The sequence below is a fragment of the Sulfurospirillum arsenophilum NBRC 109478 genome, from assembly GCF_000813345.1.
Lineage (GTDB): Bacteria > Campylobacterota > Campylobacteria > Campylobacterales > Sulfurospirillaceae > Sulfurospirillum > Sulfurospirillum arsenophilum.
Genome location: NZ_BBQF01000001.1, coordinates 191,782 through 216,077 on the forward strand (window position 1 = coordinate 191,782; position 24,296 = coordinate 216,077).

General features: G+C 38.8%; 23 protein-coding genes. 15 read left to right on the forward strand and 8 right to left on the reverse strand.

Features of this window, described 5'->3' with window-relative positions:
- Positions 1-2: 2 nt before the first annotated feature.
- Complete coding sequence (gene purF, locus SAR02S_RS00995; RefSeq protein WP_041956092.1) at positions 3-1,340, forward strand: amidophosphoribosyltransferase; 1,338 nt, start codon at positions 3-5, stop codon at positions 1,338-1,340.
- Positions 1,340-2,293, forward strand: coding sequence for a tRNA modification radical SAM protein MnmL/YtqA (gene mnmL, locus SAR02S_RS01000; protein WP_041956094.1), 954 nt, complete (start codon positions 1,340-1,342; stop codon positions 2,291-2,293). Before purF ends, mnmL begins: the two co-directional genes overlap by 1 nt.
- 29 nt (positions 2,294-2,322) lie before the next feature.
- On the opposite strand, the gene SAR02S_RS01005 is transcribed toward mnmL, so the two are convergent.
- The 5 genes from SAR02S_RS01005 to SAR02S_RS01025 form a co-directional block, all read right to left on the reverse strand.
- A complete protein-coding gene (locus SAR02S_RS01005; RefSeq protein ID WP_041956096.1) occupies positions 2,323-2,865 on the reverse strand; it encodes a DUF2393 family protein in 543 nt (180 codons plus the stop codon).
- Positions 2,866-2,875: 10 nt separating this feature from the next.
- Positions 2,876-3,412: a DUF2393 family protein gene (locus SAR02S_RS01010; RefSeq protein ID WP_041956098.1), complete on the reverse strand. Its 537-nt coding sequence runs from the start codon at positions 3,410-3,412 to the stop codon at positions 2,876-2,878.
- A complete protein-coding gene (hisIE, locus tag SAR02S_RS01015; protein WP_041956100.1) occupies positions 3,402-4,085 on the reverse strand; it encodes a bifunctional phosphoribosyl-AMP cyclohydrolase/phosphoribosyl-ATP diphosphatase HisIE in 684 nt (227 codons plus the stop codon). Before hisIE ends, SAR02S_RS01010 begins: the two co-directional genes overlap by 11 nt.
- A complete protein-coding gene (locus SAR02S_RS01020) occupies positions 4,082-5,170 on the reverse strand; it encodes an SPFH domain-containing protein (protein WP_041956103.1) in 1,089 nt (362 codons plus the stop codon). The genes hisIE and SAR02S_RS01020 overlap by 4 nt, the downstream gene beginning before the upstream one ends.
- Positions 5,171-5,272: 102 nt before the next feature.
- Positions 5,273-6,187 (reverse strand): branched-chain amino acid transaminase, encoded by a 915-nt coding sequence (locus SAR02S_RS01025; protein WP_041956106.1) that lies wholly within the window; start codon positions 6,185-6,187, stop codon positions 5,273-5,275.
- 122 nt (positions 6,188-6,309) lie between these two features.
- Between SAR02S_RS01025 and SAR02S_RS01030 the strand changes: the two genes are divergently transcribed.
- Positions 6,310-7,728 carry an aldehyde dehydrogenase family protein gene (locus SAR02S_RS01030; RefSeq protein ID WP_041956109.1) on the forward strand — a complete coding sequence of 473 codons (1,419 nt, stop codon included), beginning with the start codon at positions 6,310-6,312 and terminating at the stop codon, positions 7,726-7,728.
- Positions 7,729-7,751: 23 nt separating this feature from the next.
- A complete protein-coding gene (bcp, locus tag SAR02S_RS01035; protein ID WP_041956112.1) occupies positions 7,752-8,216 on the forward strand; it encodes a thioredoxin-dependent thiol peroxidase in 465 nt (154 codons plus the stop codon).
- Positions 8,217-8,235: 19 nt separating this feature from the next.
- On the opposite strand, the gene SAR02S_RS01040 is transcribed toward bcp, so the two are convergent.
- Positions 8,236-11,109: a DUF748 domain-containing protein gene (locus SAR02S_RS01040; RefSeq protein WP_041956114.1), complete on the reverse strand. Its 2,874-nt coding sequence runs from the start codon at positions 11,107-11,109 to the stop codon at positions 8,236-8,238.
- 144 nt (positions 11,110-11,253) lie between these two features.
- Between SAR02S_RS01040 and SAR02S_RS01045 the strand changes: the two genes are divergently transcribed.
- The 10 genes from SAR02S_RS01045 (at position 11,254) to SAR02S_RS01090 (ending at position 21,724) form a co-directional block, all read left to right on the forward strand.
- Positions 11,254-12,342 carry an epoxyqueuosine reductase QueH gene (locus SAR02S_RS01045; RefSeq protein ID WP_041956116.1) on the forward strand — a complete coding sequence of 363 codons (1,089 nt, stop codon included), beginning with the start codon at positions 11,254-11,256 and terminating at the stop codon, positions 12,340-12,342.
- Positions 12,343-12,373: 31 nt separating this feature from the next.
- Positions 12,374-12,823, forward strand: coding sequence for a 3-hydroxyacyl-ACP dehydratase FabZ (fabZ, locus tag SAR02S_RS01050; RefSeq protein ID WP_041956118.1), 450 nt, complete (start codon positions 12,374-12,376; stop codon positions 12,821-12,823).
- 1 nt (position 12,824) lies between these two features.
- On the forward strand, positions 12,825-13,619 hold the full coding sequence (lpxA, locus tag SAR02S_RS01055) for an acyl-ACP--UDP-N-acetylglucosamine O-acyltransferase (protein WP_041956121.1): 795 nt from the start codon (positions 12,825-12,827) through the stop codon (positions 13,617-13,619).
- Entirely contained in the window at positions 13,609-14,841 is a 1,233-nt protein-coding gene (gene clpX / locus SAR02S_RS01060) for an ATP-dependent Clp protease ATP-binding subunit ClpX (RefSeq protein ID WP_041956123.1), read from the forward strand. The genes lpxA and clpX overlap by 11 nt, the downstream gene beginning before the upstream one ends.
- Positions 14,842-14,856: 15 nt before the next feature.
- Complete coding sequence (locus SAR02S_RS01065) at positions 14,857-15,891, forward strand: rod shape-determining protein (RefSeq protein WP_041956125.1); 1,035 nt, start codon at positions 14,857-14,859, stop codon at positions 15,889-15,891.
- Positions 15,884-16,633, forward strand: a complete 750-nt coding sequence (gene mreC / locus SAR02S_RS01070; protein WP_041956127.1) for a rod shape-determining protein MreC — start codon at positions 15,884-15,886, stop codon at positions 16,631-16,633. The genes SAR02S_RS01065 and mreC overlap by 8 nt, the downstream gene beginning before the upstream one ends.
- Before the next feature lie 61 nt (positions 16,634-16,694).
- Complete coding sequence (gene carB, locus SAR02S_RS01075; protein ID WP_041956129.1) at positions 16,695-19,952, forward strand: carbamoyl-phosphate synthase large subunit; 3,258 nt, start codon at positions 16,695-16,697, stop codon at positions 19,950-19,952.
- Positions 19,953-19,957: 5 nt separating this feature from the next.
- Positions 19,958-20,398, forward strand: coding sequence for a Sua5/YciO/YrdC/YwlC family protein (locus SAR02S_RS01080; protein WP_041956130.1), 441 nt, complete (start codon positions 19,958-19,960; stop codon positions 20,396-20,398).
- On the forward strand, positions 20,398-21,021 hold the full coding sequence (locus SAR02S_RS01085) for a hypothetical protein (RefSeq protein WP_041956131.1): 624 nt from the start codon (positions 20,398-20,400) through the stop codon (positions 21,019-21,021). The genes SAR02S_RS01080 and SAR02S_RS01085 overlap by 1 nt, the downstream gene beginning before the upstream one ends.
- A gap of 28 nt (positions 21,022-21,049) precedes the next feature.
- Positions 21,050-21,724: a hypothetical protein gene (locus SAR02S_RS01090; protein WP_041956132.1), complete on the forward strand. Its 675-nt coding sequence runs from the start codon at positions 21,050-21,052 to the stop codon at positions 21,722-21,724.
- 5 nt (positions 21,725-21,729) lie between these two features.
- Here SAR02S_RS01090 and SAR02S_RS01095 read toward each other — a convergent pair whose 3' ends face one another.
- Positions 21,730-22,386: a tRNA threonylcarbamoyladenosine dehydratase gene (locus tag SAR02S_RS01095; protein WP_232293964.1), complete on the reverse strand. Its 657-nt coding sequence runs from the start codon at positions 22,384-22,386 to the stop codon at positions 21,730-21,732.
- Positions 22,374-23,159, reverse strand: coding sequence for a 5'/3'-nucleotidase SurE (gene surE, locus SAR02S_RS01100; protein ID WP_041956134.1), 786 nt, complete (start codon positions 23,157-23,159; stop codon positions 22,374-22,376). The genes SAR02S_RS01095 and surE overlap by 13 nt, the downstream gene beginning before the upstream one ends.
- A 105-nt stretch (positions 23,160-23,264) precedes the next feature.
- Between surE and lpxB the strand changes: the two genes are divergently transcribed.
- Entirely contained in the window at positions 23,265-24,296 is a 1,032-nt protein-coding gene (lpxB, locus tag SAR02S_RS01105) for a lipid-A-disaccharide synthase (RefSeq protein WP_041957216.1), read from the forward strand.

A 24,296-nucleotide genomic window follows, 5' to 3' on the forward strand; every position in this document is an offset into this window, starting at 1 on the left:
TTATGTGTGCAATTGTTGGTGTATTTGATGTAAAACATGCTTCTAAGATAGCTTATTATGCTCTGTTCGCGATGCAACATCGTGGACAAGAAGCAACAGGTATCAGTGCCAGTGATGGCAAGAAAATCCGAACGATTAAAGACAATGGTTTAGTCACCGAAGTTTTTAATGAAGATAAACTCTCATTCTTACATGGAGATATGGCCATAGGTCATAATCGTTATTCCACTGCAGGAAGTGACTCTGTACGAGACGCTCAACCTGTTGCAGCAAGTTATAAACTCGGTGATATTTCGATTGTCCATAATGGAAATTTGATTAACAAACATGAAGTGAGAAGCAAGCTAGTTGAACAAGGTGCAATATTTCAGTCTTCAATGGACACTGAAAATATTATTCATTTAATCGCGCGCTCTCAACAAGGAAAACTCAAAGATCGTATCGTTGAAGCCCTTAATGTTATCAAAGGCGCTTATTGTCTTTTAATTCAAAGTAGATCTAAAATGTTTGCGGTACGTGATCGTTATGGAGTGCGTCCTTTATCGATTGGAAAATTAAAAGAAGGCGGTTATATCGTTGCAAGTGAAACATGTGCATTAGATTTGGTAGATGCTGAATTTGTAAGAGATGTAAGACCTGGTGAAATGGTTATATTTCAGCAAGGTAAAGAGACATTTGAAAGTATTCAACTTTTTGAACCAGATCCACATATCTGCGCTTTTGAATTTATTTATTTTGCAAGACCTGATAGTGTAATTGAAGGTAAAAATGTCTATGCAACACGCAAAAAAATGGGTATGAAATTAGCACAACTCGCTCCTGTGGAAGCAGATTTTGTGATTCCTGTACCTGATAGTGGTGTGAGTGCAGCACTTGGGTATGCACAAGAAAGCGGTATTCCTTTTGAGATGGCCATTGTGAGAAATCACTATGTTGGTCGAACATTTATTGAGCCAACTCAAGCCGTCCGTGATCTCAAAGTTAAACTCAAACTCTCTCCTATTCATAAAATATTAGAGGGTAAAAAGATTGTTGTGATTGATGATAGTATTGTGCGTGGAACGACTTCAAGACAAATCGTTAAATTGTTGAAGCGAGCAGGTGCTGCTGAAGTACATATGCGCATTGCTGCTCCGACGATCGAGCATCCTTGTTTATATGGCATTGATACGCCAAGCTATAAAGAGCTTATTAGTGCTAATAAAACCGTTGAAGAAGTCAGAGAGTATATTGAAGCAGATTCACTTGCCTTTTTAAGCATTGAAGCACTTAAAGAAAGCATTGGCAATGATATGAACTATTCACTGGTTAGTTTTGATGGAAACTATTTTATTAAATAATGCGCGAGATTTTAACTGCTGGGCGGTATTTTAAGAAAAAATTTGGGGAAAAAGTCTATAAAATCCCCATCTCTATCTCTGGCTTTACATGCCCCAACATTGATGGAACTGTAGCTCGGGGTGGTTGTGTCTTTTGTGAAAATGAATCCTTTAGTCCCAATTTGGAGCACAATCAACCCAAACGATTTTTTTTGAGCCCAACTTCTGAAAATCCTTACTTAGAGTTTCAGCTCATACAATTAGAAGCACAATATAAAAAGACAAAAAAAGTGCTTTCCAAAAAATTTGGTGCACAAAAATTTATTGTTTACTTTCAATCTTTTACTAACACCTATGCTCCCCTTGAAACACTTAAAGCGCTCTATTCAAAAGCTTTGAGTTTTGAAGGTGTTGTAGGACTAAGCATTGGAACACGTACGGATAGCATTAACGAAGAAGTGCTTGCATATTTGGCGGAGCTTTCAAAATTACATGAGATTTGGGTAGAGTATGGTGTTCAATCTTCTTCTGACGAAACACTCAAAAGAATTAATCGTGGGCATGACAGCGCCAATATTGAAAAATACATTGCTTTAACGCATCAGTATGGACTTAAAATGTGCGCACATGTTATTTTTGGACTACCTGGAGAAACGCCTCAAATGGCATTGGAAAGCGTTAAATTTGCACTTAAACTTGGTGTACACTCCTTTAAATTTCATCCACTTTATGTTGTAAAGAGAACTGCTTTAGCCAATGATTTTAAAAAAGAAGAGTTCACGCCTATTTCAGAAGAGTGTTATATTCAAACGTTGATAGAAGCGATTAAGCTTTTACCTGAAAATGTGATGTTACAACGTGTGAGTGCAGGTATTGAAGATGATACACTCCTTTCTCCAGCATGGTGTTATACAAAGCATCAACAGATGTTTAATATTCGCCAAGCACTTAAAAAAGAAGGGATGATTTATTAACTAACCTTGTAATTTTGCATGAGCTTAGATTAGTGGCAAAAAAGTTCGTAGCGCGTGTAAGGTTTGGCATAGGAAGGTGGGTAACGCATAAAGACGGTGAAGTTACGCATCTCGCCTGTGTGTAAATTCTCAGCAATGACAAATTCTTTTATTGTCTCAATGCTTTTAGTTCCTTCTCCCCAATTAAACAAATTATCCAATGCTGATTTTGGAACAAAGATAGCCGAATCTGCGCCAATTTTTTCAAGTGAATCATTTGCAATTTTTACTTCTAAAACACATTGCCCTATTTTAAATTGACCAATATTACGGATTTGACCTGTAATTGAAAATGACTCATTAATCAAAACTTTTTTTTGTACAACATTTTCAAGTCTAGCAACTTTGGTGTATTTATCAAGAGCATAAATAGCAAAGATTGCAAAAAGACTCAAGATAAAAAATGTGGCAAGAATGGGTGGAACAAGGGAAGCTTTACCATCATTACTACGAACAGTGAGCGTTACAATCAAAGCAAATAGTAAGACAATAACAATCATTGCAAACCAATGGAGTACTGTAAAATAGGTCAATACGTCTCCTTTAGTAGCATTCTGCTTTTAGCGTTGCATTAACATCACCGCTGTATTTAAAATTATCAAAAACACTTTGGAATTCCATAATGCCTTCTTTTGGAAGATCTTTTTTAACAAATATCGACTGATTGGTGATTGGTTTTAATCGATTGATGAAAGCTTTAAGTCCTTGTGCATCAATTTGTTTAATAATAGAGGTCTGAACTAAACAGAGTGTAAAATCTTTATTTGAATTGTTGTAAATGGTTCCCTCGACAATTAAAGAGTCAGAGAAAGTTAATTTTTTGACCATGCTCACTTCCGTAGATGTAGCACGTAGCGTTTCCTCTAATTTTATTTTAATAAAAAGAGGGGAAACGATTAATAAAACAAGCGCAAAAATAATTAAAAGAAGTGATGCAACAGAGGAGCGTTTCGCAATTAAACTTGCCAAAATAATGAGTACTAAAAATGTAAAAATTAGCCAGCCAAATGCCAAATAATCATACAGACCAAAGTGTTTAATGTAGGTCAATAGTGATAATTTGAGGGCATCAGTGTTCATTGCGGCTATTTTTCTCCTCTATTCCACTAAGTCCAAAGCGTCTTTCAAGCTCTTTGGAAATAAGTGATGGATGAATGTTCTTAGCTCCCAATGCAACAAGGGCATGGAACATAAGATCGGCTGCTTCATAAACGATTTCTTTGCTATCATTGTCTTTATAGGCAAAGCAGAATTCTCCTGCTTCTTCAACCACTTTTTTGAGAATACTGTTATCCCCTTTTTGAAGGAGTGATGCAACATAGGAGCTCTTCGGATCAGCCTTTTTGCGTTCTTGAATAATATGATAAATTTTATCACTAATCGAATAAGCTTCAATCTCTTTGATTGGCTCTTTAGGTGTTTCTTCAACATCTATGCGGTTAAAAAAGCACGAAGGGCGTCCTGTATGACATGCGACACCTACTTGCTCTACTTTAAGCAACAGTGTATCGCTATCGCAATCCAAATAAGCCTCTTTAACATGTTGCAAGTGTCCACTCGTTTCACCCTTTTTCCAGAGGCTTTGGCGGCTTCTGGAATAGTAGTGAGCAAGTCCAGATTGAAGAGTCAAAGTGAGTGCTTCTTGGTTCATATAGGCAAGCATCAAAACTTCACCACTCTTTACATCTTGTGCGATGACAGGTAGAAGTGGTGAAGCATTCCAGTCGATGGAATTTATTAGTGTTGAACTCATTTGGCTATACTGACCGCTTTTTGGCTATCTTTGGTATCAACCCAGATATTAGGGGTTGAACCACCAGGTGTTAGGAAAATTTTTGCATCTTTGTTCTCTTTAAGTGCTTCATTAAACTTTCCTTGAACTTCAATTTGACGAAGTTTTAAAAGTGGATCAGAGATACTTTCACTGATTTTTTTATTGGCGTAAGCATCAGCATCTGCTTCAATTTTAACAGCATTTGCTTCACCTTGCGCATTAATTTGTCTGGCTTTTGCTTGACCTTCAGCTTCAGCAGCACGTTTGAGAGCTTGTTGATTTGCTATTTCTACTTCATATCTTGTTCGCTCAACTTCTTGCTTCGCTACTTGGACTTTTTCAATTTGTTCTTTAATTTTTGTAGGAAGTAAAATTTCTCTAAGTTGCATTGTAAGAAGTTCTACCGGTTTACCTGGTTGTGCATCAATCGCTTTACGAATACCTTCTTCGATATTGACAGCAATCTCATTACGTCTTTGTGGCAACTCTTCTGCGTTGAACTTACCAACAACAGCTCTTGTAACATCTCTGACAACTGGATTGATGATTTTATCTTCCCATGCCATACCCCATGTTGCAATCGTTTGAGGAGCAGTTGAAGGCTCTAATTTATATTGAACTGTTAGCTCAATTGAAACAGGAAGTCCTCTTGCATCAAGAACGGAAATAGCTGCATTTTTTTTGATGCCTGAGCCTCTTTGTAAAACTTCACCTAAGTCTTCGCTTGAAGAGTAGTTCATAATGCGAACTTTTGTATCAACAATAAAAACTTGTTGAATAAAAGGGATAAAAAGGTGAAATCCTGGGTCCATCGGAATAGCTTCAAATTTACCTGTGGTTGCTTTAATACCCATTTCGCCTGAGTTAATAATTACAAAGGGCTTTGCAACAACGGCAATGACCACAAGAGCGATAAGCACATAGATGATCCCTGCTTTTTTACCAAGGTTTTTCATAAAATCGGGAGGTTCAATATTAAAAGGTGTGCGATTATCATTGTCGCCTCCACCGCTGTTTCCTCCACCATTTTTCTTTTTAAAATAATCGTTTAAATCTGCTGGCATAATATTCCTTTGGTTCAATTTTAAAATACGGTTTTTGAGCAAAGCTCAAAAGCCTACGCTAGCCGCTAGGGCGCTAAAATTTGCCTCTTTCGAGGCAGAAATTTAGATAAATGTTAAGAGATGTTTGTATTTTGGATTACGTCCGTAAACAACATCAAAGTACGCGGCTTGAAGTTGTTTGGTTACAGGACCTCGTTTGCCATCTCCTATGATGTAATTATCGATATCTTTGATAGGTGTGACTTCAGCAGCCGTACCTGTAAAGAAAGACTCATCAGCAATGTACGCTTCATCACGAGTAATACGTCTTCGCTCAATAGGAATACCCGCTTCGCGTGCAAGATCAAGCACTGTTGCTTGAGTGATGCTCTCAAGTGATGTGTCATTTGGCGGGGTAATTAAAACACCATTTCTCACGATAAAGAAACACTCACCGCTACCTTCAGCGATAAAGCCTTCATCATCGAGCAATAAGGCTTCTTCATAGCCCGCTTCTAAGGCTTCGTATTTTGCCATTTGTGAGTTAAGGTAGTTTGCCGCAGCTTTAGCTTTGCCCATCGTTGAACTAACAGGGTTTCGTGTAAATGAAGAAATTTTAACGCGAATACCATTTTCAAGGCCTTCATCACCGAGGTAACTACCCCATTGCCATGCCGCGATGGCTGTATTGACAGGTGCTTGAACGTGGTTCAGTCCCATAATACCATAACCTAGATAGATCAAAGGTCTAATGTAAACGTTTGATGTAAAGTTGTTTGATCTTAGCACTTCAATGTGTGCAGCTTCAAGTTCTTCAAGTGAATAAGTTGCTTTAATACGTGTGATTTTAGCAGAATTGAGTAAGCGTTTGGTGTGCTCTCTAAGTTTAAAAATTGCTAGACCATTCTCAGTCATATACGCACGTGTACCTTCAAAAACACCGTTACCATAGTGAAGTGTATGGGTCAAAATATGTACTTTTGCATCGTCCCATGCAACGAGCTCGCCATCCATCCAAATGTATTTTGCTTTATCCATTGTTCTACCTTCTTAAAAGTCGTTTTCTAAAGAGATACTATGTTAGCCAAAAATTAATTAAAGATAGTTTTAGTACGAAAAGTTGCGTTATAATTTGGTGACAAAAAGAGAGGTAAGAACTCATGAAAGCGAATCTATACTACGGTTCTACATGCAAAAATAAAGAGCAACAAAAAGAGGTGCGTTCACCTTATGATGGACGTGTGGTTTCAACCTTTAGTCTCTGCGATGAAGTGGATGCTGTAGAAGTTCTTAATATTGCTCAAAAAGCAGCTTTACATGTAAAGCTGACCCCTTTGCACCAACGCATGAATTGGCTTTTGGATGTAGCCCAAAAACTAGAAGGTGAGCGTGAGCGAATTGCGCTTATTATTACTGATGAAGTGGGAAAACCGATCGCTTTTTCGCGTGTTGAGGTCGATCGTTGTATTGAGACGATAAAACTCTCTGCCAACGCAATGTTACATGTAAACGGGGAAACGTTTGATACTACGGCGATGCCCAGTGGTAAAAAGAGCTTAGCGTTTTACAAACGAGAACCTGTGGGTGTGGTGCTTGCCATTACACCGTTTAATTTCCCACTCAATCTTGTAGCTCATAAAATTGCTCCTGCACTGGTTGCTGGTAACGCAGTCATTTTAAAACCTACTTCACAAGCACCACGTACAGCGTATGAATTGGTGAAGCTCTTCATCGAAAGTCCTTATGCACCAAAAGATGCGTTGAGTCTTATTTACAGTGGCAAAGGGGTTAATGAAACACTCATTAGCAGTGATATTCCCCGTGTGATTAGCTTTACTGGAAGTGTGGGTGTTGGACGTGAGATTATGCGAAACGCAGGGATTAAAAAAGTGGCTTTAGAACTAGGAGGCAATGCAGCAACTTATATCGATGCTTCAGCTAACATTGCACTTGCGGCAAAACGGTGTGCGGTGGGTTCGTTCATCAACTCTGGACAAGTCTGCATCTCTCTTCAGCGCATTTACGTTCATAACGCTGTTTACGAGAGTTTTGCAAAAGCCCTTGTGGAAGAAGCAAAAGCTTTACATGTAGGCTCTCCTTATGATGAGCAAACCTTTATTGGTCCGATGGTCAATGGAGCAGCAGTGGAGAAAGCAAAGCGTTGGATAAAAAGTGCGGTGGATGAGGGTGCAAAGCCACTTTGTGGTTTTACATGTAAAGACCTTTTGTTTGAGCCTACCATCATGGCAGACGTGACTGAGCAGATGCAAATTGTGTGTGAAGAGGTCTTTGCTCCGATCGTTTCGCTGATCAAAGTAAGCGACTATGAAGAAGCAAAAGAGAAGATGAATGCGTCTTCGTATGGACTTCAATACTCTGTTTTCTGCAATGATCTTTCCATGGCTCACAGAGCGATTGATGAACTAGAAGCGGGTGGTATTGTTATCAATGACATTCCAACATTACGGTTTGACTTGCAACCTTATGGTGGCATCAAACAGAGTGGCATTGGTAAAGAAGGCCCTTATTTTGCACTTATGGATGACTATACCCAGATAAAATCTGTGGTAATATGCTGAAAAATATAAACAAAGGAAATACTATGTTAACCATAGGCGATAAAGCTCCAGCTCTCAGTCTTCCAAATCAAGACAATGTTGAGATTTCACTCAGAGACCTTGAGGGCAAATGGATTGTGCTTTACTTCTACCCCAAAGACAGTACACCTGGATGTACTACCGAAGCGTGCGATTTTACAGCAGCACTTCCTGCATTTGAAGATCTTAATGCAGTTGTTTTAGGCATCAGTCCTGATAGTACAGCTTCTCATCAAAAGTTTATTGCCAAGCAAAAACTCGAGATTACATTACTTTCGGATGTCAGTACTGAAGTGGCACAAAGCTATGGTGTATGGCAACTCAAAAAGTTTTGTGGTAAAGAGTATATGGGCATTGTGCGTTCAACTTTTTTGATCGATCCAAGCGGTAAGATTGCAAAACTTTGGTCAAACGTTAAAGTTAAAGACCACGCAAGTGAAGTTAAAAAAGCATTAGAAACACTTCAATAAGAAGTGTTTCTAAGCGGTTTTAGTTACTGACTGAAACCGCACACCCGATCCACTCTTCACGAATGGCATCACTGTTTTGAGGCTCATTTTTGAGAACGCGTTGAGGTGCTATTTTTTGTTTTGTGATGAGATTTTGCATGATGGTATCGGCGCGTTTGAGCGCTAAAGCTTGAAGTGCTTCTGGCGTAATCGTTACACTTTCAGCAATCTTCGCAATCAAATTATCATTGATTGCTCCAACATCTAAATTTTCCTCTTTATAGGTTTTGATAAGCTTGTTATACGCAGTATCAGAATACTTTTGAATGTAAAGTTTTTTAATGGCTTTACCGTAACTATCATCTTCTTTGCTTTTTTTAGGAATCAAAGCTTCAATCTGTGCAGTGACATTTTGATCTTGAAGTGCTTTGGTATCGAGGGTTTCGTTAAAGCTTGGTGTGATGATCAGTTTAAGCTCCGTTCGTTTTTCCAAGATTTGACGATACTGCTCCATTTTCTCCTCTTCAGAGTCGATCAAAGCATAGTCACCTGCTGCAAAATCGATACTTTTCAGATTTTCAGTTTCGATACCAAGCATGGAACCTAAAAGTTTAAAAGGAGAGGTTAAAATACTTCCTATAAGGTTACCAAAAGCTTTCCAAACAATGCCTCCATAACGAAATTCAGGGTCATTAAGGTCGCCACTGATAGGAAGGTCAATGTCAATCTGCCCTTTGGAATCTTTTAAAATGGCAATGGCAAGACCTAATGGAAGATTGGTCGCTTCTTTGCTTTCCACCTTATCACCAAGGGTCAGTGAGTCAAGGTTGATCTTATTTGCACCCTCCATCAGCCCTTTTTTGATTTTATAGTTAAGATCCAAAGAAAGTTTTCCCTCTTTGATAGCATAACCTACAAATTTGCCAGAATAGGGTGAGAGTGAAGACATGTCAATGTTTTTGAAAATAATTTTGAGATTAGCTCTGTCTTTCAAATCAAAGGGTAAAACAGAACCATCGATTTTGGCATAACCGTATTTATCGACTTTTCCTTCGAGTTTAAGAACAGAAGGTTTGGTATTTTTGGTATCGAGCGTTGATATAGTTCCAGTAAGACGATCAGCAAACGTAGCAAAAGGAAGAAGTAGTGAGGCATCTTGAAAATGCGTGGTTCCTCGTTTAAGCACAATATTGCCAATGTAAATAGCCATAGCATCTTGTTTGGTTGGCGCTTTTTTTGTTTTTGAAGGCGCTGGTGGCGGGGTTGTTGATGTTTTGAGAAGATTTGAAAAATTAGTCGTTCCATCTTTTTTGATATCAAGATTGATATAAGGTTTATCCAGCATGATATTTTGAATACTCAGTGTTGCAGGTGTTAGCGTGTATGAGACATTAGCGACATTGAGAGTCTCCCATGCAACAAGAGGTTTTTTAAATTTATCCGCAAGCGAAAATTTTGAGATAGTTGCATCACCTTCAATTTTGAATGTTGTTTCTTGATCAAAAGAAGCTTTGAGTTTGGAGTTGAGCGATAAGACACCGTCTTGAATCAGAGTCGTTGTAAAAGACGCAATGTAGGGTTGGGCTTTTTCTAAAGAGAGCGCATTTGCGTTAATCATCATTTCAAGAGATGCACTTGCAGGAATAAACGTTCCTTTTAAATTTAAAGAAGCGGTGGTATCTATGGTGCTGTTGAAATCATAGGTAATGGGACTATTCATATCTTGTGTGATATTTTGAGCCAATAATTTAAGTGGTGTAAAGCGTATTGAAGTGCTTTTCACGTTTTGATCAGTTACATCAATCGTTGCTTCATCCATTTGTAAAGTTTTAAGAGCAAATTTCCACTCACTACTTTTCTCATGTTTAGCAGGCGTTTCTGATTTTGGTTGAGGTGTTCCTATAGGTGTAAAAAGGCGCACTAAATTAAGCGCATACTCTTTTTCCAATGTTAGATTGACAAAAGGTTTAGCAATGATGGCTTTTTCAATGCTGATCTTCGAGGTTTGTAAGTCAAAATCAATCGTATCCAGCTTCAGTGAAGGAACTTCTATAACAGATTTTTTCTCGGTATCAACAAAATGCACTCCATCCAGTGAAGCGGTTGCTTTTTCCAAAGAGACAAGCGGTTTTTCTTTACTAAGATCGATTGAAAAAGGGACTCTTAGGGAGAGATCGCCCTGTGTAAGAGAAGCAGGAATAGTTGGTAAAGCATATCTCCAAAAGGTTGATAAAGGAAGATGCACAATGTTAAGCTCGCCATGAAATTTGAGTGGTTCAAACGAAGCACTGCTTGCCAGAGAGATTTTTTCTTCATTTTGCAGCATGATTTTGAGAGCGTGAATACTGAGATCGTCTTTATAAAAACTGAGGTTATTTACCGCGTAATTAATAGGCCCAAGCTCGAGTTTAAAGGGCTCACTTGGTCTTTCATCGGTAAAAGTAGTTTTGGCATTTTGAATCTCAACATGTTCGATTATTAAAGGCATTACAAGGCTAGTATTGGCGGTTGCATTGGTTTCGTTTGAAGTATTTGTGGCAAAAAGAGACAGAAGATTGAGGTTACCTTTTGGGTCAATTTTTAGGTCAACAAATGGATTGTCCACGAGGAATGATTTGACAAAAAATTCTTTTTTAAAAAGAAAAGAAGGCTCGTAATTGATATAAAGATGTTCCAGCGTTGCCACATTATTTCCGGTTGTATCATGGAGTGCAAAATTGTTTACATGTAATTCAAAGGTAAAAGGATTAAAAAGTACTTTTTCAATAGAAATATTAAGATTGAGTTTTTCTTTGAGAAGATCAGGTAGCTTTGTTTGTGCCCACCAAGGAAGGATGACAAAACCGCTTAAGGTATAGAGTAATGGGAGAAAAATTAACCAAAATAACACATTTTTAAGAAACTTTTTTTGCATGAAACACTCCTTTTATGGGGCTAATTTATTATACTATAAAATGCAAAAGTTCTATTTAAAAGTGCTATTAGTTTTATGAGGATAGATTCGTTATATGTTACCTATGTTATAATTTTCGAAAATTTACACTTTTAAAGAAACACTATGCTCGTTCATATTTGCTGCTCAGTTGATAGCCACTTTTTTTTGCAAAAACTTCAACAACGTTACCCACAAGAGAAAATCATAGGCTTTTTTTATGACCCAAATATTCATCCTTTTAGCGAGCATGAACTTAGACTCCTTGATGTGAAGCGGAGCTGCGAGAAATTGGGAATTCCTTTACATGTAGGTGCGTATAATTATGAAGGATGGATCGAAGCCGTACGGGGATTAGAAAATGAACCTGAAAAGGGCAAACGATGTTTAGTCTGTTTTGATAACAGGTTAGAAGAAACTGCACGAAAAGCACTGGAAATTGGTGAAAAGGTTATAACAACCACGTTACTAACAAGCCCTAAAAAATCAATCGAGCAGTTAGAAAAAGCACTACACGAAATTGCCAAACGTTACAACCTTGATATTGTTGCTCCTGATTTTCGCAAAGGAGGAGGAACCACAGAACAGTTTGCTTTGGCCAAAGAGGCGATGCTCTATCATCAAGATTATTGTGGTTGTATTTTTGCCTTAAGTGTACAAAGAGAACAGCAAAAAAGATGGGCAGATGAACTAAGCTCTCCTGTGCGACCTCAAGTTTTACCCTCTTCCATTGAAGAACGCATCGAACTTTATGAAAAAGTGATGGAGCTTGAAGCAAAAGAAACTCCTTTTAAATTGGTGCGTGAAAAGTTTTTAAATTATAGATTGCTTCGTGCATGGATTAAAAACAGTGACAAAGAGGTTATTCCTAGCTATATTTTATTTTATTCTACATGTAAAAAAGAGTCGTTTAAAGCAAAAGTGGAGACGATTATTCAAGATGTAGGGTTTTTAAACAAAGAAGATGTACGTTTTATTTCGTTGAAAATGTTTAATAATTTATCCAAGACAACCTACACCAATGTCGAAGAAATGCTACGAAATCCCCCAACTATTGAAGTAGAAATGGCTTTTCGAAACAGCATGATAGCGTCACCATTCGCCTCTTTAACCCCTCTTATCATACTAGATGAGGTTAAAATAGGGTCATATGAACTCTTCATTCAAAGTTTTACCTACCCTGACATTAGAGAAAATTTAGTATTAATTAGGTAAAATATTAGAATTTTGTTAGAAGGTTTCAAAGATGTTAATTGATGTTGTAGAGATTCAAAAAATACTTCCCCATCGCTTTCCTTTTTTGCTGGTCGATAGAATAACGGGGCTTGTTCCAGGTGAGTCTATCGAAGGTTTTAAAAATATTACGATTGGTGAGCAGATTTTTCAAGGACACTTTCCCGATCATCCTATTTACCCAGGTGTTATGATTATTGAGGGTATGGCACAAGCGGGTGGCGTGCTCGCATTTAAGAGTATGGATGAAGAGAAGCAAGAAGATACGAAAGAAAAAGTAGTCTATTTTATGAGTATCGATAATGCTAAATTTAGAAGTCCAGTAAAGCCTGGAGATCAGTTGGTTTATAAACTAAACGTGCTAAAACACAGAGGTAATATTTGGGTTTTAGAGGCTAAAGCGTATGTTGACGACAAGTTGGTCGCCGAAGCTGAACTTAAAGCTATGATCGTGGACAAATAACATGCAAAATATTCACCCAACCGCCATTGTTGAAGAGGGAGCGAGTTTAGCTGACGATGTAAAAATCGGAGCTTATGCGTTTGTATCTAAAGATACCACACTCAAAAGTGGTGTTGAGGTGATGCAAGGAGCGCAAATCTATGGAACGACGAAAGTTGGCGAAGAGACTAAAATCTGTCCTTACGCAGTCATTGGTATGCCTCCACAAGATACAGGCTACACACCAGAAGATGATGTACGCGTTGAAATAGGTCGCAATGTTATGATCCGTGAGTTTGTAACGATCAACGCTGGAACCAAAAAAGGTGGTGGCGTTACGAGGATCGGTAATAACTGTTTTATTATGATCTATTGCCATATCGCGCATGATTGTCAAGTGGGCAATAATGTCATCATGGCAAATAACGCAACATTAGCAGGGCATGTTCATATAGGCTCTTTCACTGTTATTGGCGGGATGACACCGATTCATCAGTTTGTTCATATCGGAGAAGGTGTTATGATCGGTGGTGCAAGTGCGGTGAGTCAAGACATTCCTCATTTTTGCCTTGCTGAAGGTAATCGAGCCGTTGTTCGAGGCCTTAACAGTGTTGGGTTAAAGCGTCGTTTTGAGCGAGAGGATATTAGCGCAATTCAGGGTGCCTATAAACAACTTTTTAGAAGCGAAAATCCTATAAAAGAGACAGCGGCTAAATTGCTGGAGAGTGAAACAAACGAGAAAGTGTTGCAAATGTGCAACTTTATTATGGAATCCACACGAGGAATTCCATTTGAGAGGAAAAATAATGGTCAATAGAGAGTGTAGTTTTTGTGGCACGAAAGAGAGTAGTGACACAAGGTTGATCGCAGGCGATGATGTTTTCATCTGCGAACATTGTGTTATCTCCGCCCATAAAATCTTTTTTGGAGAAATCCCAGAGCCTTCAGTGAGTAGCAGTGAAGAAGCTTTCGATCAAGAACTTTTAGCTCCAAAAGAGTTGAAAAAAGTACTCGATGATTTTGTCATTGGACAAGATCAAGCTAAAAAGATCTTTTCAGTGGGTGTTTATAACCACTATAAGAGAATTTTCAAGCAAAGTACCATTGCCGACGATACCGAAATTTCTAAATCCAATATCTTACTTGTTGGACCAACGGGTAGTGGTAAAACGTTGATGGCACAAACGTTAGCACGCTTTTTAGATGTGCCAATTGCAATTTCTGATGCAACCAGTTTAACAGAAGCTGGCTATGTGGGTGAAGATGTTGAAAACATCCTTACAAAATTACTTCAATGCGCCAATGGTGATATTAAAAAAGCAGAACAAGGTATTGTTTTTATCGATGAGATCGATAAAATCGCTCGTATGAGTGAAAACCGTTCTATCACCAGAGATGTTTCAGGCGAAGGCGTTCAACAAGCATTGCTTAAAATCATTGAAGGCAGTATCGTTAACATTCCACCAAAAGGTGGACGAAAACATCCAAATCAAGATTTTATTCAGATCGATACCACAAACATTTTATTTGTGTGTGCTGGCGCATTTGATGGCTTAGAAGAGATCATCAAACGACGTATCGGTAAAAATGTACTTGGTTTTGAGCAAGAAAAACGTACTAAGAGCCAAGATGAGGGACTTTTTGATCTTGTAGAGCCTGATGATTTAGTGCATTATGGTTTGATTCCAGAGCTCATCGGTCGTTTACATGTAACAGCAAAACTCTCACCAATTACGCAAGAAGATATGGTGCGTATTTTAACAGAGCCTAAAAATGCGATTTACAAACAGTATAAAAAATTGTTTGCAATTGATAATGTAGAACTTTCATTTGAAAAAGAAGCACTTGATTCTGTGGCTGAGCTGGCGATTAAACGTAAAACAGGCGCTAGGGGTCTAAGAAGTATTATGGAAGATATTATGGTAGATGTGATGTATGAACTCCCAGAGCTGGGTGGTTATGAAGTGATGATTACCAAAGATGTGGTTACAAAAGGCGAAAAACCGCTTTATATCAAAAAAGATAAAAAAAGTGCGTAAAAAAGGATTGATGAAATGATTTTGGACAAGATAATAGGATTCTTCTCTAGTGATATGAGTATTGACCTTGGAACGGCAAATACATTAGTATTGGTCAAAGGTAAAGGTATTATTATCAATGAGCCTTCCGTTGTCGCCGTACAACGTAACCGCTATGGTAAACAAAATATCTTAGCAGTAGGTCAAGAGGCAAAAAATATGGTGGGTAAAACACCAGGTGATATTGAAGCGATCCGCCCAATGCGTGATGGCGTTATTGCTGATTTTGATATGACTGAAAAGATGATTCGTTACTTTATTGAAAAAGCACACAGAAGAAAAAGCTTTTTACGTCCTCGCATTATCATCTGTGTTCCATACGGTTTGACGCAAGTTGAGCGTAAAGCAGTACGTGAGTCTGCGATGAGTGCGGGTGCGCGTGAAGTTTTCTTGATCGAAGAGCCTATGGCAGCTGCGATTGGTGCAGGACTTCCTGTACGTGAACCACAAGGTAGTTTAGTGGTTGACATCGGTGGTGGTACCACTGAGATTGGTGTTGTATCTTTAGGTGGTTTGGTTATTAGCAAATCGATCCGTGTTGCGGGTGATAAGATTGATATGGCCATTGTTGATTATGTCAAGAAAAAATACAACCTATTGATCGGCGAGAGAACGGGCGAAGAGATTAAAATTGCTATTGGTTCAGCTGTTCCTATGGATGAGCCACTCTCTATGATGGTTAAAGGAAGGGATCAAGTCAGTGGACTTTTAAGTCGTATTGAGCTTAGCAGCGAAGATGTAAGAGATGCGATTAAAGAGCCACTTAAAGAGATTGCTGATGCGCTTAAAGATGTACTTGAAGTTATGCCTCCTGATCTCGCGGGTGATATCGTTGAAAACGGCGTTGTACTCACAGGTGGTGGTGCATTGATTCGTGGATTTGATAAATACCTTTCAGACATCGTTAAGTTGCCTGTTTTTGTTGCAGATGAACCACTTTTAGCGGTTGCAAAAGGTACAGGTAAAGCACTCGAAGAGATTGAACTTTTACAACAATTGTCGAATGAGTAAATTTAAAATTATCATTTTGCTTGGCATCTTTGTGTTTGTATCGTTTCGGTACAGCACAGAGGCGAGGCACATCATAGGTGGCGTCAACACAAAGATTCTTGCCTCCTATGTTGATATGAAAATGCGCATTCAAGAAAAAATTGATGAGCATTTCTCACAGCAAGAAGAGATCGTGCGCTTACGTGCTGAAAATCAAACGTTACAAAAATCAGCTGTTCTTTCCATTGCATTTGCCAGTAAGCTTAGTGATCTACTGAAAGAACACAATAGCACAGCTGGGTATCATCCAAATGTTGCAATGGTTGAGTCTATTGGCTATGCCAACCTCAATGATTATGGAAAAGTGTGGTTAAAATTTGACGCATTTAACAAAAGCAAGATTTATGGATTATTGCAACAAGGTTATGCTGCGGGTATTGTTGTCGAAAATGATGGTCATCCACAAGGGTTGCTTTTAAGCGATCCAAAAGCAATTTTTGCAGTGTATATCGGTAATCAAAAGATGCAAGGGGTAGCCCAAGGCAATCGTAAAGAGGTCCTTGTCAAATACATTTCACAGTGGCTACAGCCTCAAGTGGGAGATGAAGTGATTACCAGTGGACTGGATCAAATCTTTTTTGAGGGAATTAAAGTCGGTGTTGTAACCGAAGTCATTGATGAAGAGTCTTCTAAAACGGTGGTCGTAAAACCGTATGTAACCACGCATGTACCTTCTTACATGCATGTCATTATGCAAAACTAGTCTTGAACCCAGAGCCTAAGAGGTGTTGGGTTGAATACTACAAGTAGATTAAAGGAAAGAGATGCCAAAACGTCAAGATATTAAAACCATATTATTAATCGGATCAGGTCCTATTGTTATCGGGCAGGCATGTGAGTTTGACTATTCAGGAACCCAAGCGGCGAAAACTTTGAAAGAGCTCGGATACAGAGTGGTACTTGTCAACTCCAATCCAGCGACCATTATGACAGACCCTGAATTTGCAGATCGCACCTATATTGAACCGATTACACCTGAAGTTATTGCACGTATTATTGAAAAAGAGGGTGTTGATGCTGTGCTCCCAACCATGGGTGGACAAACTGCACTCAATGTTGCTATGACGATGCATGAACAAGGAATGCTGAAAGATATTATATTTTTAGGTGCCAACCCAGAAGCTATTAAAAAAGGTGAAGATAGACAAGCCTTTAAAGAGGCGATGATCAAAATTGGTATGGACTTACCTATCAGTGCCTATGCGTATAATTTAGAAGAAGCGTATGCCGCAGCGGAGAAAATTGGCTTTCCTCTCATCATTCGTGCATCTTATACCTTAGCCGGTGGCGGTAGTGGCGTTGCGTATAACATCGATGAGTTCAAAGAGCTTGCGATGGCAGGAATTGATGCAAGTCCTATTAATGAAATTTTGATCGAAGAGTCTTTACTTGGCTGGAAAGAGTATGAGATGGAAGTTATTCGCGATCATGCCGATAACTGTATCATCGTTTGTTCAATTGAAAACTTTGACCCAATGGGTGTACATACGGGAGATTCCATTACCATTGCTCCAGCACTTACTTTAACCGATAAAGAGTACCAACGTATGCGTAATGCGTCGTTTGCGATTCTTCGTGAAATTGGTGTGGATACTGGTGGTAGTAACGTACAATTTTCTATTTGTCCTGAAACAGGTCGTATGACGGTTATCGAGATGAACCCACGTGTAAGCAGAAGTTCTGCCCTTGCTTCCAAAGCGACAGGTTATCCTATCGCCAAAGTTGCTACTCTTTTAGCGGTTGGTTTTACACTCGATGAGATTAAAAACGATATCACTGGAACTGCTGCAAGTTTTGAGCCTGTTATTGATTACATCGTTACTAAAATTCCTCGCTTTACGTTTGAAAAATTCCCATTGGCTGACTCAACACTAACTACTTCGATGAAGAGTGTGGGTGAAGTTATGGCGATTGGTCGAACCTTTAAAGAGTCTTTCCAAAAAGCACTCTGTTCCCTTGAAACAAACTTGAGTGGATTTGAGAGCCTAAAAGTAGAGGAAGATAAACTCAAAAATGAGATCAGAAGACCTAATGCCGATAGAGCACTTTATGTCGGTGAAGCATTTCGCAGAGGTTATAGCGTAGAAGATGTGTTTGCGCTTAGTAAAATTGATCCATGGTTTTTAAATCAAATCAAAGAGATTATTGATTTTGAGAAAAAAATCGATATGTTTATTCTTAACGATGAAAAACTCTTACGCCAAGCCAAAACAATGGGCTTCTCTGACAAGATGATCGCAAAACTCATCAACAAAGAAGATAATTTAGAGCTTACAACCAATGATATTTATTTTGCACGTAACAAACTGAACATTGACTTTGAGTACAATGAAGTCGATACGTGTGCGGCGGAGTTTAAAGCACTTACCCCATACCTTTACTCAACAACCAATGTGACCAAACTTCCTTTACATGTAAAAGAAAAAGAGACACAGAAAAAAGTCATGATCATCGGCGGTGGACCTAACAGAATTGGTCAAGGTATTGAGTTTGACTACTGTTGTGTTCACGCGGCATATGCTCTAAATGATTTGGGTGTTAAAACCATTATGTACAACTGTAACCCTGAAACTGTATCAACGGATTATGATACCAGTGACATTCTTTACTTTGAACCGATTGATTTTGAACACGTGAGAAGCGTGGTTGAAAAAGAGAATCCAGATGGCGTTATTGTACATTTTGGTGGACAAACACCTCTCAAGTTAGCGAAAAAACTAACGGTTATGGGCGCGAAGATCATCGGTACAACAGCACGTGTGATTGATATGGCAGAAGATCGAGAAAAATTCTCACAATTTATTACAGAAAATAACATCAAACAGCCAAATAATGCAACGGCAACGAGTGAAGAAGAGGCGATTGAGAAAGCAAAAGAGATCGGCTATCCTGTTTTAGTACGTCCAAGTTATGTTTTGGGTGGACGTGCAATGCGTATCGTTTATAACGAGAGCGAACTTCGCACCTACATGAATGAAGCGGTAAGCGTAAGCCACAATTCACCTGTACTGATCGATCAATTCCTTGATCGTGCCATTGAGGTTGATGTTGATGCGATTTGTGATGGTAAAGAAGTGTACATCGGTGGCATTATGCAACATATCGAAGAGGCTGGAATTCATAGTGGTGATAGCGCATGTTCACTGCCTTCTATCTCTTTGAGTGATGAACTTCTTTCAAAAATAGAATCACAAACTAAACAAATTGCCCTCAATCTTGGCGTTGTAGGTTTAATGAACATTCAATATGCCATTTACCAAGACGATGTTTACATGATCGAAGTTAATCCACGTGCGAGTCGTACAGTGCCATTTGTCAGTAAAGCAACAGGAATGCCGATGGCGAAAATCGCAACACGCGTCATGTACCAAGGAAATCTAAGAGAAGCACTTGCTTTCTATGACAAATTTGATGTTGTTCGTGAGGGCAATGGCATCTTAAAACCTAAAAAGTTTGACCACGTTGCGGTTAAAGAAGCGGTCTTCCCGTTCAATAAACTCCAAGGTGCAGACCTCATTCTAGGACCTGAGATGAAGTCAACGGGTGAAGTTATGGGCATTAGTCGAAACTTCCCAGCTTCGTTTGCAAAAAGCCAAATTGCTTCGGCTAACGTGCTTCCAAAAAGTGGTTCTGTCTTTATCTCTTTAGTAGACATCGACAAATCCTTTGCAAAAGAGATCGGTACTAAATTTGAAGCCTTAGGTTTTAAAGTGGTCGCAACGGGTGGAACACACAAAGCACTTCGGGATGCAGGTGTGGACGCAGAGTTTGTGTATAAAATCTCAGAAGGTCGTCCAAACATTGAAGATAAACTCAAAAATGGCGACATTGCCCTTGTGATTAATACCAGCGATAATAAATCAAGCAAAGACGATGCGAAGAAAATTCGCCAAGCGGTTCTTCGCTTTAAAATTCCTTACTTTACCACTGTCTCTGCGGCATCTGCGGCAACAACAGCGATTGAGTACATTCAAGACAAAAGCGCACTTGAGCCAAGAGCGTTACAAGATTATTTAAACTAGAACCCATGAACCCCGACCTTGTTTATCTAGCGCAAACAGAGACAACGGCGGGGTTCCTCTCCCAAAATGCAGATGCACTCTCCCGCATCAAAAATCGTCCAAGCGGTAAATCGTTTCTCATCAGTGTCGATTCTCTTCAAACCCTTCGTAGTTTTACCAGAGTTCCAAAACACCATAAAAATCACATTCGTAGAGCCAAAAAAACAACCTTTGTCTATCCATGTGGTTTGGCGATTCGCGTTGTAAAAGATGAAGAACATTTGCAGTTTCTACGAAAATTAAAATGGAGTTACTCGACTTCGTCCAATCTTAGCGGAAAGGGCTTTGATGAAGTTTATGCCCAAGAGAGAGCAGATGTCATACTCTTTACATGTAAAGGTTTTTTTGAAGATAAACCTTCATCTATTTACAGACTTGGAAAAAGAAAAATGAGGAAATTGCGCTAATGAACTTACATAAACTCCAAGAGGCAGAAGCCTATTTTTTAGAACTTTACCCACAAGGTTTTGAAGATGTAGGACTTTTGCCCATCATTAAAAGGCACAACACCGCTAAACTAGGCGAACAAGTCCGTGAGATGTTCGCCAAAGAGAACTTCACACAGCCCGACATCATCTGTGAAAATTTCGCCAAAATCGTCTCCAAATCAACCCTCATTTCACTCTTTGAAAAACCAAAAGTAAGAGATATGATTAAGTCGATGCGCATGGAGCGAAAAGATATGCTCTGCATTGGACTGTACGAAATGCTTTATGGCGATCAAAAAGAGGGATTTGACACTTTGGTAGAGGTGCTCTCGTTTTATAGTTTGGCAAAATGGTCAATCGTAACCTTGATACCTTATTATTTTTACAGAGATAAAGAATTTTTCATCAAGCCTACAACCACCAAAAATATCATTGAATTTTTTGAAATAGAAGGTTTGGCCTATAAGCCTAAACCGAGTTATGAGTTTTACGTGGCATATAAAAAAATCTTAGGGAGCATGAGAGCAGAAGTCAGTGAGAAGATAAGTCCTAATGATAATGCTGGATTTACGGGCTTTTTAATGATGATAATGGAAGAATGATTGAATATAAGATAAGGGAATTTTACTAATGTGCAAAAGAAGTCTAGCTATAATTGTATTTTTTATAAAGAAACTTCTTTTTGTTTTTTGGCCATCATTGATTTTATTTTTTTGGTATGGTGCAATTAGTCTTTTGTGCACATATGAAACTAGCGCTGGCGATAGTGGACTAGGTTTGTATACAACTAATTTTATTTGGATAGGTGGAATAATATCACTGATTATATATGAATTTATTCAGCCCGTAGTTATATTGCTGTTTACTTATAAGTATATTAAAAATACACGAACATTTTTAATAACATATTATCTATTTTTGGTATCTTATTTTTTATTTATTATAAAGTACATTATGTTTAAAGGGGAAATACATTCGATTGCATTAAGTGGGGTAAGCTTAAATGCATTGTTATTTTATTTGTGTTCTTTTTCTTTTATATTTTTTTTTATAACAGAATTATACAAATCCAAAACAAAGATGATTAGATATTTATTTGGATTTTTATCCGCTATTTCTGATGTAGTAATATGTTACTATTTATATAATATTGGTTTTTTACATTTACTTTTTGATAGGTATGATGAGAGATTTTATGAAGATAAAACATATCTCATTCCGCTAGTATTTGCAATGATTCAACTCTTTATCGAAATATATTATTTTATAAAAAGAGAAAAAGAAGGCAGGTTACTTTACATGTAAAAAGCCTATATTTTCCCAGTAATCTTCCGAATCGCAAGCGAAGCCAGTGTCAAACCAAACGAAGCGGTGACACACATTAAACTTCCCATTTCTTTACAAATAGGCTTTTCATCGGAAAAAACGGTTAAAAATGTGCCTTGAAAGCCTGTTTTTTTAAGTCCTTCTCGAAAGCTTTTGGCGAGCATATCACCATACGTATCCCAAATAGGGGCATAGTGAATTTTGGTTGGGTCGATTTTTTTCGCACCACCCGCGGAGCTCAGCAGTTTGGTATGGGCTTTGTGCGCCACGGCGATTTTGGCTTCCATATCGTCTATCGCGTCAATAACGATGTCGTAAGGCTCAAAGTCGAAATTCTGCACCCATTCAGGGGTTACTTTCGCTTCAATAGGCGTGATGCCTTTATAAAGGCTTGCCATGTGTAAGACTTTGACTTCGCCCACGGCTTCACTGCCTAGTTGTCTATTTTGATTCGTCACATCGTAGGTATCAAAATCAACGATGGTGATGTCACTGATACCTGTGCGGTACAGAGCGTCTAAACACGGGCTTCCAACACCGCCAATGCCTAAAAGAAGTATTTTGGCACGTTGGAGTTTTTCAAAGTCTTCACCAAAAACTCTTCTGACGCGTGAATAACGATCTTCCATTATTGTATCCATTGCTTTAAATTTTCTAGTTCATCGTGTGCGGTCATGTCGAGTTTGATGGGCGTAATGGAGATGTAGCCTTCATCGATGGCACTTAGGTCACAGTCTGCTTTTTCACTTTTTCTCCACTCAAGTGTATGAACGCCAAGCCAGTAGTACTCTTCACCTCGTGGATTACGGTGAAGGTGCGCGTCATTGCCGTACATCCTATATCCTGCACGTGTAATTTTGTAGCCTTTGCACTCTTCAGGTTTGAGGGCTGGGATGTTGACATTTAAAAAGCGACGTTCTCCGAGCGGAAATGTGCCTTCTAAAATGCGTTTAGCCAGATCGTATACGGTTTGCTCTGCAAGATCATATCCATGAGTGAGTTCGATGTTTTGAGGCCCACCTGTATAGACTTGTGAAATGGCAATGGCAGGAACACCGTGAATTGCTGCTTCCATGGCAGCACTCGCTGTGCCGCTGTAGGTGATGTCTTCGCCTAAATTAGAGCCTTTGTTGATGCCGCTCACCACTAAATCAGGCTTGCTATCACCCTCAAAAAGAGCATTGAGCGAGAGATAAATACAATCGGTGGGTGTGCCATCATCGAGTTTAAAAAAATCGTCTTCAATCGCAACAAAGCGAAGTGGACGCGTAAGGGTGAGTGAGTGTCCACATGCGGATTTTTCAGAGGTAGGTGCTACGATGGTAACATGTCCTAAAGGACGAAGCGCACGGGCAAGGGCGTGAAGTCCTGCACTTTCAAAGCCATCGTCATTGGTAATTAAAATACGTTTCATTGAAATTGCCTATTATTTTTTAAAAACATTATAACGAAACTGACTTACATTTTTAAGAGATTTTTGTATAGACTTCGTTTTGAAGAAAGTTTAAAAGGTACAATTTTGAAATTACTTGTTTCCGCCCTAGAACCATCGGCAAATTTACACTTAGAGCCTATTTTAAATGCTTTAGAGAAGTGTGAGATGTATGGTATCTTTGATGAGCGCTTTGGAAAACCCTTACTTCCGAGTCGTGCTTTTTCGATTATGGGATTTTTAGATGCATTGCCAAAAATTCGCAAAGCTAAAAAAGCAATCAAGACGATGGCGCGTATGAGTTTTTTTGTCGATAAAGTTTTACTTATCGATTCGCCTGCGTTCAATATCCCCTTGGCAAAAGCAATTAAGACGATCAATCCGAATGTTGAAATTATTTATTACATTTTGCCTCAAGTGTGGGCGTGGAAACCTAAGCGGGTAGCTGTTGTTGAAAAATATTGCGATGTTTTAGCGTCTATTTTGCCATTTGAGCAAAACTTTTATACCAAAGCAACCTATGTGGGGCATCCACTTTTAGATGAGATCCCTCTGTTTAAACTAAGAGCTGATGAGACAGGTGTGATAGCTTTTTTACCGGGAAGTCGTAAAAGTGAAATCCGAAGCTTATTGCCGATTTACAAAGAACTGGCTTCCAAGATAGAAGGCAAAGAAAAACTCTTGGTGATTCCCGCGCATTATGATTACCGTGAAATTGCAGAGATTTATGGCGATATACATGACTTTAAAATCTGTCGCGATACCTATGAAGCATTTGAGCGAAGTGAGTTTGCCTTCGTTTGTTCAGGAACGGCCACGCTTGAGGCTGCTCTGGTTGGTGTTCCTTTTGTATTAGCGTATAAAGCTAAGGCGATTGATTATTGGATCGCTAAGCAGTTTGTGAAGCTTAAGCATGTAGGTCTTGCCAATCTTATTTTTGATTTTGAAAAAATGGAGCCTTTACATGTGGAGTTTCTACAAGAAGAGGTAACGGTTGATAATTTGCTTCAAGCGTATGAAAGTGTCAATAAAGAGGCATTTTTTGATCATGCTAAAAAGCTTAGAGCTATGCTAGGGCACGGTAGTCAAGAGGCAATGATAAGTATAATGACGGTATAA